Here is an 8,547-nt window from a genome sequence, read left to right as displayed (position 1 = left end):
CCCGACCAGTATGACCTGGCTGAGCTCCTCTTTTTCTTAAACCATCACCTTGTTGAGTGATTCCAGAATCATACGCATCCGCATCCTTGTCAACCACGACTCCATCCTTGGAAGCAAGATAGAGCCGTTCTGACGAAGGGGCAAAGAGATCACCTTGGAGATTACGAATTTTCGCTTCCATCTCTTCGAGACGAGCGTCACGGTCAGCAATTTCTTGCTTTAAAACAGCCGTTTCTTCCGCAAGTTTCTTGACATACGCCTTTAAAGCGTTGACCGGACCACATTCAGGGAAAGTGCATAGAGGTTTCTTCGTTCTTGGTTTTCTCTTTGATGAAGTTGTAGGTAGCTTTTCACGATCATCTGTACTCATGCTTCAATTATGCCATAGAATTCTCATTGTAGCCAGCAGAATTTTATTCAGTTATTTTGAGGGAAGGCCTCTTGAATGGTTTACTGAATACGTACGATTCTTTTCTACTATACTATCAATTCGGTTTCCATAAGTATGTTCTTTGTCTTCTATTTCCTAGAGTGTGCTATTTAACTCTTTTACTAGGTCAGCCTTTGATTGATCATTTGTCTCTAAGGCTAAATTTGCTAATTGTCCTGGCACCTTTGAAACATTACCATTTATACTTTCCAAATCAAGTAAACATGGTACACTTTTTTCGTATAATATATGAGCAGTAGTGTCCATATCTCTTTTCTATATAACAGCCGGACTAATTGCAAGTTTCAATCAAGTAGCTTAGGAGTCTAATACAGAAAAAATACCCCCGCAAGTTTTGCTACGGGAGATCTAAGAGCTACGCATTTATTTATCTAGTATTCTATCTATGGATGAACTGACTCTGTAAACCATTCGCGCGGCAAATCGGTACCCATTCCTGACAGCCTTGCCCTCTCTAGAATAAGGGAACCCACTGCGGCAAACTGTAAACCAACACCGTCATTGTTATAAAAGAAAGTGATCTCGTCTTCTCCTACCCGTCCCAAGGCTCTCTTTGAAACAAGGTCCATTAGGTTATTAGACTGCTCCAATTTTTCCTTTTCTAAAATCCACCAGCCTTTCACGTGTTCTTTGATTATGCCGGGAGTACCTAACATAATATTATCATTATGCTGATCCTTATTTATGATGTGTACTACAACCCTGTCGCACCTCGCCAAAACTTGACTGTCAATTTCTTGAGGTTTAATGCAACTTAAATGAACGCCCTTTTTTAGCCACTCTGGTTTAATAACTGACAGCATAGACGATGTTGCCGCCAAAATTATATCGGCATCCTTAACGCACTCCTCTGGCGTATCAACCGCCTGAATTGGAATGCCATACTTTTGAGTAGCCTCCCGGGCGAACTGTTCCCGACTTTCCCTCCGTAAACTGAATACTTTCACTTGTTCCACAGCTCGTACTGCTAAAACAGCCATTAATTGTGAACCAGCCTGCCAACCGGATCCGATCAAAGCAACTTTGCGAGCATCGGGACGGGCCATATATTTGACTCCAAGTCCGCTACTCCCACCCACCCTCATCCTTTGAGCCACTCCGTCAGGGAACATTGCCAATAGTTCACCAGACTCCGTACTGAAAAGCAAAACCAGCCCTACCCAACGCCCTCCAGCTAACGGAAGTTTAACACGCCGCGGAATTCCAGCAACTAATTCGTGATTTATGATATCTGATTTGATCCTAAGCGCCTGGATACCCCTGTTTGGCCAAGTACCCCCAGTATGTTTAAAGGCGTAATATGCGTCCCCCCGTCCACTAGGAGCAAGATTATCGACTCCAGGTGAATATAGCGCCCTTCCCTGAGCTAAATCTAAATACGATTCCTCTAGAATTTCTATACAATCCTTCATTTCTAAAATTTTTGTGATCTCTTCATTGCTCAAAACAAGCATATACTTTAAACATCTCTCTTTTATAAAAATTTGAATATTAAATTATTTTACTTTTTATGTTCCTTAACAACAATTGGTAATCTTACTATATAAATGGGATTGTAGGCGTTTACGCACAAGAACACGAGGCTGACTGGGGAAGCAACGTAAAGAACCCCGTTTTCAAAGCAGATTCATAATAATCCCTTTATATAGATCCACTTTTAGGATCATAACAAACAGGATCATAATTACCAGCCAAGCCGAGAGAGAGATAGCAATCGAAAGGACCCAGCTTTCCTTCCCGGCCAAGCGAAGATATGCAAGTAGGAAAATTGGAATAACGAACAAAAATCCAAACAAATACACCAATATTAAGAGGGCAAAAAACCAAGCAAAAGTAATCAATAATTCCTGATTGCTAGACACCTTTTTAATTTTGGATTCCTTCTCTGATTGACTTGGTTTAGGATTACTCCAGGTATTCCATAACACCCCTGCTGAAAGAAGCAGAGAAGGAATACCTATCACCAATGGTACCATCCGAGCCTGTTGGTTATAGGTTAAAGCTATCCCTATAAACACAATGAAAAATAGAAAGAGCACGAAGGCAAAAACTACTGATCCCTTAATGCGCACTAACATCGCTCTCCCCCCTCTTCTTCAGGAAGTTCTTAATGATAGGTGTTCCTATTGTAAGAATAATAGCTAATAATAACAACAGAGTTATAGGTCTTAAGATGAATGACTCGTGATAGAGTTTTAGTGATAAATGCAGGTTTTTCTCAGCAATTGATCCTAAAACCAGGCCAATAATTAAAACCGCCCGAGGATACCCAAAAACCTTCATACCATAACCCAGAAGACCAAATACCGCAACTAAAATAACGTCTCCGAAGGTAGAATTAGTGGTATAAGCTCCGAGAATGGCCAGAACAAAAATAATGGGCACTAATATAGAACCACGTAAAAAAGTGAGTTTAGCAAGAGTGTTTGCCGCAAATAATCCAATAACTGCCCCAATAATATTGGCGATAACAATTGTCCATACCATAAGGAAGACTATATCAAGCTCTTGGGTTAGCATTTGAGGGCCTGGTTGAATCCCAATAATCATGAAAACTCCTAACAAAATAGCCATAGCAGAACTGCCGGGAATTCCAAATCCCAAGGTTGGTACCAAAGACCCTCCTTCCTTGGCATTATTAGCACTCTCAGGAGCAATTACCCCTTCAATAGCACCTTTACCGAAAAGCTCTTTATGCTTGGAAGTTTGAGCTGCGTGTCCGTAAGCCATGAAACAGGCTACATCTCCGCCTAGACCCGGAATAATGCCAACCAAACTTCCTATCACCGAACAGCGTAATACTAAAAACCAATTCTTAAAGGCCAGTTTAACTCCTTCCAACACATCACCTTTTACTTGTTTAACCTCCCCTTGAACCAGTGCTCCTTTTTTAACACCAAGTTCAAACATTTCTGCAATTGCAAACAGCCCAATAACTACAGGCACTAAATGTACTCCATCCCAGAGATAGAGGGTGCCCAAACCAAAACGGACAATCCCTGTAGAAGGATCCAACCCAACAAAAGATAGTAACAGTCCCATTCCTCCCACTAGAAGGGCCTTACCAAGAGAGCTTCCTCCCAGGACCGCAATAAATGCTATGCCAAGCATTGCCAACATAAAAAACTCGGGTGGTCCAAAGGCCAAAACTACCTGCCTCAATACGGGTAGGGTGGCCACTAATACCAAAGCTCCAAAAATTCCTCCCAAGGCTGAAGAAGTGAGCGCTAAACCTATAGCCTGCCCTGCTTTACCTTGCTGGGTGAGAGGAAAGCCATCAAAAATTGTAGCTGCATTAGGCCCTGAGCCTGGTGTATTAAACAGTATGGCTGAAATGGAGCCACCAGTAGCGACTACAGCATGAGCACCAAGCAAAAAAGCTAATGCCTGCTCCGGCGCCATCTTAATAACAAAGGGAATCAGAATGGAAAGTACAAAATTTCCGCCTAAACCGGGGATAAACCCAATAAATACTCCAAAACATACTCCTATTAACATATAAATTAAAGTAGTTATCTGAAAAACACTTGTTAATCCCTGTAGTGCGGCTTCAAGCAAAGCAATCCCTCCTTGCATAATTACTTTATCTAATAAGGGAGGAAATTGGTTCTATAAACTAAACCACCACTATGATCCACCTCATATGTGAACAATAAGTGGCGGTTCAATTGGAAAAGTGCTTCGTTACTATTTTACGGCTTCTTTGATCTGGTTCAGGATGTCTTCCGGAAGCTGAACGGCTTCTTTAACCATCTTTTCAGTCTGAGGACCATCAAGATAACTAATTGGCCGATACCCTTTTTTCGCACTGGCTACCACTTCCGGATCTTCTAAGGCTTTAACAAAGGCTTCTCTAAGGAAAGCAAGACGTTCAGGAGGGACATCCGATGGAGCAGCTACCATACGACCCGTCTCTAACATGGCTATTAAAGTCTTAACCAGTTTTTCCTTTTCCGCTGGTACCTTTAATTCACCCAAGGCGGGAATATCCGGTAACGAGGGATCCCTATCCTGCCCTATTTGCAGGAGGGAAAATGCGTCATTTTGTTTTACAAGCTTAATTTTACTGCTTAAGGAACCGAGGGTTCCATCCACCTCACCTCGAAGCATAGCTAAATCGGCTTCAGCAGAGGTTTCATATCCTGTTATCATATCCATCTTGAAATTGAGAATACCAGTAATCAATTTGCAAGTAATATATTCACCGCTCCCTACCCCTGTCATTGAGAGCTTAAATGGTTTGTCAGATTTCAATACTTCATCCAAATTTTTATAAGGTGATTTGCTACCAGCAATAAAAAGCCTAGGCTCTTTGGCCACCCGACCCAACCAACTCATTTTAGCAAGGTCATACTTGATACCCTCAGCACCGATTTGTTGGTTGATTACCATTCCCATACCATTGATAATCCCAACAGTTAGGCCATCAGCCTTAGACGCATATAATTGATTGGTGCCTACCAGACTTCCTGCTCCCGGAACATTTTTAACGACAACTGTTGCCCCTAAATATTTCCCCATAGCCGGAGTAATCATCCTGACATATTCGTCATAACCTCCACCAGGAGTATAAGGAACAATAAAATTAACCACCTTATCCTTGTAAAAATTGGCTGCTTCCTTTTGAGCATTTTGAGCATTATCTGTTTTATTAGAAGAATTACCATTTTTCGTAGTCTTTTGACTGCAACCAGCTACACTTAGAATTAAAAGTGCTACTATTAGCAGGGCTAACACTTTAGATCGTCTGAATACATACATGCTTATTAAACACTTCCTTTCTTAAAGCCAGGAACATCTTCAAATTGCCATCGATCCCAATCTAAATCATCCTGTCCATGTTCATTTTTATTTTTTCATTATCCAAAAAAACATTCCCTCCTTTGATAAAATAAGCAAGTTTAGTTTAAGCGTTAAAAGCTTTTTCCCATATTATATACTTGACTAAATTTTCAGACAATTGCGTATCTTGCTCTATTAATTGTACTTTTTAACCCGAGTTTAGCACATAAATTTCCAATCCCTTGCAGCGTAAGGACTATAGCTTCCAACTCTAAGTTTGTTAAACTTCTTTTAAAATGTCACATGTAAAAATAAGTCAAACAGCACAAAGTCAAATATCCCCATCCCCAAGGCCATGTAGGTTGATTCACGCCATTTACGATCCCCTTCAATTTTGGTAAAGAACAAGAGCCAGACCGGTACAGTAATCAAATAAGTGATAAAACGCAATGCAACTATAAAACCAGCTAACCATAATAGAATGCGTATTAATTTTACATTTTCATTAACCACTGTGCTATTATTTTCTTTTAAGGAAAGATCGTCCTCTTTTTTTTGTACATCTGTGAAAAATCCTTTTTCATTCATAAACTTAAAACGTTTTTGAAAAAAGGGAACATTATCCCCTAAGAACAGAACACTGGCCAGTAAAAACAAGACAGCACTAAATACTGCTGGGGCAAATCTTGCCCGAGGATTATAATCAAAAGAAATGATAAAAAACAACACACAGAAGGCTACTAAAGCAAGCTCAAATATACCTTTACCTTTAAGCTTCATAGTTAATACTTAATACCTCCTTTTTTCTTACTAAGCTGAGCCTTTATAAAAGGCATAATCAGCATTAATACAGTTGTAAGGAAGACTACCAAGGAGATCGGTCGCATAAAGAAGCCTTGCCATCCCATAGCTGACATTGTTTGATGATAGGTTTGCTGAAACATTGTACCTAAAACCAAAGCGATAACCAGCGGTACCCGCGTAAAACCGTATCTGTTTAAAAAATAGCCGATGATCCCAAAGACGAAGGCCAATACCACGTCCTCCCAAACTCCATGCGTGGCATAAGCTCCTACTATTGCTAAAGCAAAGATCATGGACGCAATCAATTTAACTGGAAGCAAAGTCAGTCTAGCTAGGTATTTTGCACCTAACAGACCGAACACACCAGCTATGATGTTACTGACTACTAAGGAAAAAATAATCACGTAGACTACAGTAGGATTATCTATCAGTAATTTGGGGCCCGGTTGTATACCATGTAAGATTAGCGCTCCTAGCAAAACAGCGGTTTCAACGCTGCCCGGGATTCCAAAGAGGATCGTAGGAACCATGGCTCCCCCATCCTTTGCAGTGTCAGAAGACTGAGGTGCAATAACACCCCTGATATCACCCTGACCAAAATGGGGATTATCACGGGTCGTTGATACAGCATGTCCATACGCTAGGAAATTGGCGACTGACCCGCCCACACCAGGAATCACGCCGATTATCGTTCCGATAGCCGAACAGCGGATAAATAACCAAAGATGCTTAAATACTGACATGATTCCTTCCCAGACCCCGGAATTCATATTAGCTGTCATTTTAGCGCCGCTCGTCAAGTCTTTACCTTTAACCATCATTTCCAGGGACTCAGATATAGCAAACAAACCAATCAGAGCAGGTACAATTTTAATACCATCATAAAGATAATCTGACCCAAAGACGTAACGGAGAGAACCTGTCACTGGATCATACCCGATCGTAGTGAATAACAAGCCAAGAACTCCCGCTGCTAAGCCCTTCCAAATCGAGCCAAGGGAAACAACTGCGATTACAGAAATGCCCATAAGGGCCATCATAAAGTATTCCGGATAGGAAAAGGCTAGAACAACCGGCTTACCGAGAGGAATTAATACAGACAAGATGAGCACGCCAAATATGGCGCCCAAGACTGAGGCGCTGGCACTAGCCCCTAGGGCATAACCAGCTTTGCCTTGTTTAGTCAACGGAAAACCATCGAACGTAGTTGCTGCATTTTGCGGTGTTCCTGGTGTATTAATCAAAATCGCACTAATTGAACCGCCAAAGGGTACAGCACCCATGGCCCCGATCAGCATGGCTATCGCCACATTACTTGGCATACCAAACGTGATCGGAGTTAAGAGAGCCAATGCTTGTGCGCCACCTAAACCTGGTAAAAAACCAAAAAGCAACCCCAGCATGGCCCCCAAGAACATAAATAACGGGCTAGGCCAAGCCAAAAACTCCATCAACCCTAGGAAAATCTCGTTCATAGACAGAACCTCCCTCATGCCTGAATATTATGAATATTTTTGTTAAAATACTCCTTTCAATATAATATCAATAATTTATTCCTCATGTGCCTTAGCTTTCTCTGCTTTTCAAGCGTTGTCGGGTGGCAAGCTTAATTTCTCCTACATCCAAACTAAAATCTAAAGCCTTTACGGAATGTGTTAATGCCCCGATTGAGATAATGTCAACACCAGTTTCAGCTACCTCACGCAAGCGTCCTATCTTTATTCCACCTGAGGCTTCAACAAGCGCCCGATGATTAATCAAGGAAACCGCCTGCCGCATCTGTTCTGTACTCATGTTATCGAGCATGATGAGATCTACGCCACAATTAAGCGCTTCCCGAACTTGAGCTATACTTTCACACTCTACTTGAATCTTAACCATGTGACCAATTCTTTCCCTAGCTTTCTCTACGGTAGTCGTTAACCCGCCCATAGCCGTTAAGTGATTATCCTTTAACAAAACCGCATCATATAATCCGAAGCGATGATTATAGCCGCCACCAATGCGCACAGCGTATTTCTGTAAGATCCGTAAACCAGCCAGTGTTTTCCTAGTATCGGTTATCTTAACTGGCAAACCGTTAATTTGGTCCAGGGCATCCCTTGTGGCCGTTGCTATTCCTGATAAATGCTGTATAAAGTTTAATGCTGTCCTCTCCGCCTGAAGAATACTGACTAATGGCCCACTGAGTTGCATTACGATAGCCCCAGGTACAAGTCTTTCTCCATCAGACATAAGGGCCTTAGCTTTTATCCGGGAGTCTACACGTTGAAATACTTGTTCTGCAATGTGGATTCCAGCTACAACCCCAGTCGCTTTAGAGTAAAGTACAGCATGCCCTTCTAAAGTGTCTGGTATAATCGCCGCACTGAGATCACCCGTCCCAATATCCTCTTCGAGAGCTCGATCAATAATCCCCTGTAATTGAAACAAAGCTAACATTGACACCCTCCTATTCTGTTAGTGGGGATAATAACAAGAGCATTAAAAAAATGCTCTTGTTAAACAGT

Annotated in this window: 8 protein-coding genes; all 8 read right to left on the bottom strand. The window is 41.6% G+C overall.

The window, feature by feature from the left end:
• A partial coding sequence (locus tag JL57_RS15105) for a hypothetical protein (RefSeq protein ID WP_034142857.1) occupies positions 1-370 on the bottom strand: 370 nt, incomplete at its 3' end.
• Between the two features lie 464 nt (positions 371-834).
• On the bottom strand, positions 835-1,905 hold the full coding sequence (locus JL57_RS15100) for an ornithine cyclodeaminase family protein (RefSeq protein WP_034142856.1): 1,071 nt from the start codon (positions 1,903-1,905) through the stop codon (positions 835-837).
• Positions 1,906-2,067: 162 nt separating this feature from the next.
• Positions 2,068-2,529: a tripartite tricarboxylate transporter TctB family protein gene (locus JL57_RS15095; RefSeq protein ID WP_034142855.1), complete on the bottom strand. Its 462-nt coding sequence runs from the start codon at positions 2,527-2,529 to the stop codon at positions 2,068-2,070.
• Positions 2,513-4,009 carry a tripartite tricarboxylate transporter permease gene (locus JL57_RS15090; protein WP_034142854.1) on the bottom strand — a complete coding sequence of 499 codons (1,497 nt, stop codon included), beginning with the start codon at positions 4,007-4,009 and terminating at the stop codon, positions 2,513-2,515. Before JL57_RS15090 ends, JL57_RS15095 begins: the two co-directional genes overlap by 17 nt.
• Positions 4,010-4,138: 129 nt before the next feature.
• Positions 4,139-5,212, bottom strand: a complete 1,074-nt coding sequence (locus tag JL57_RS15085; protein ID WP_034142853.1) for a tripartite tricarboxylate transporter substrate binding protein — start codon at positions 5,210-5,212, stop codon at positions 4,139-4,141.
• A gap of 312 nt (positions 5,213-5,524) precedes the next feature.
• Positions 5,525-6,013, bottom strand: a complete 489-nt coding sequence (locus tag JL57_RS15080) for a tripartite tricarboxylate transporter TctB family protein (RefSeq protein ID WP_034142852.1) — start codon at positions 6,011-6,013, stop codon at positions 5,525-5,527.
• 2 nt (positions 6,014-6,015) lie between these two features.
• Positions 6,016-7,512, bottom strand: coding sequence for a tripartite tricarboxylate transporter permease (locus JL57_RS15075; protein WP_034142851.1), 1,497 nt, complete (start codon positions 7,510-7,512; stop codon positions 6,016-6,018).
• Positions 7,513-7,603: 91 nt separating this feature from the next.
• Positions 7,604-8,479, bottom strand: coding sequence for a carboxylating nicotinate-nucleotide diphosphorylase (nadC, locus tag JL57_RS15070; RefSeq protein WP_034142850.1), 876 nt, complete (start codon positions 8,477-8,479; stop codon positions 7,604-7,606).
• Positions 8,480-8,547 lie beyond the last annotated feature (68 nt).

Source organism: Desulfosporosinus sp. BICA1-9 (assembly GCF_000802135.1).
The sequence above is the reverse complement of the archived record's forward strand: the minus strand, read 5'-3'. Positions and strand labels throughout refer to the sequence as shown.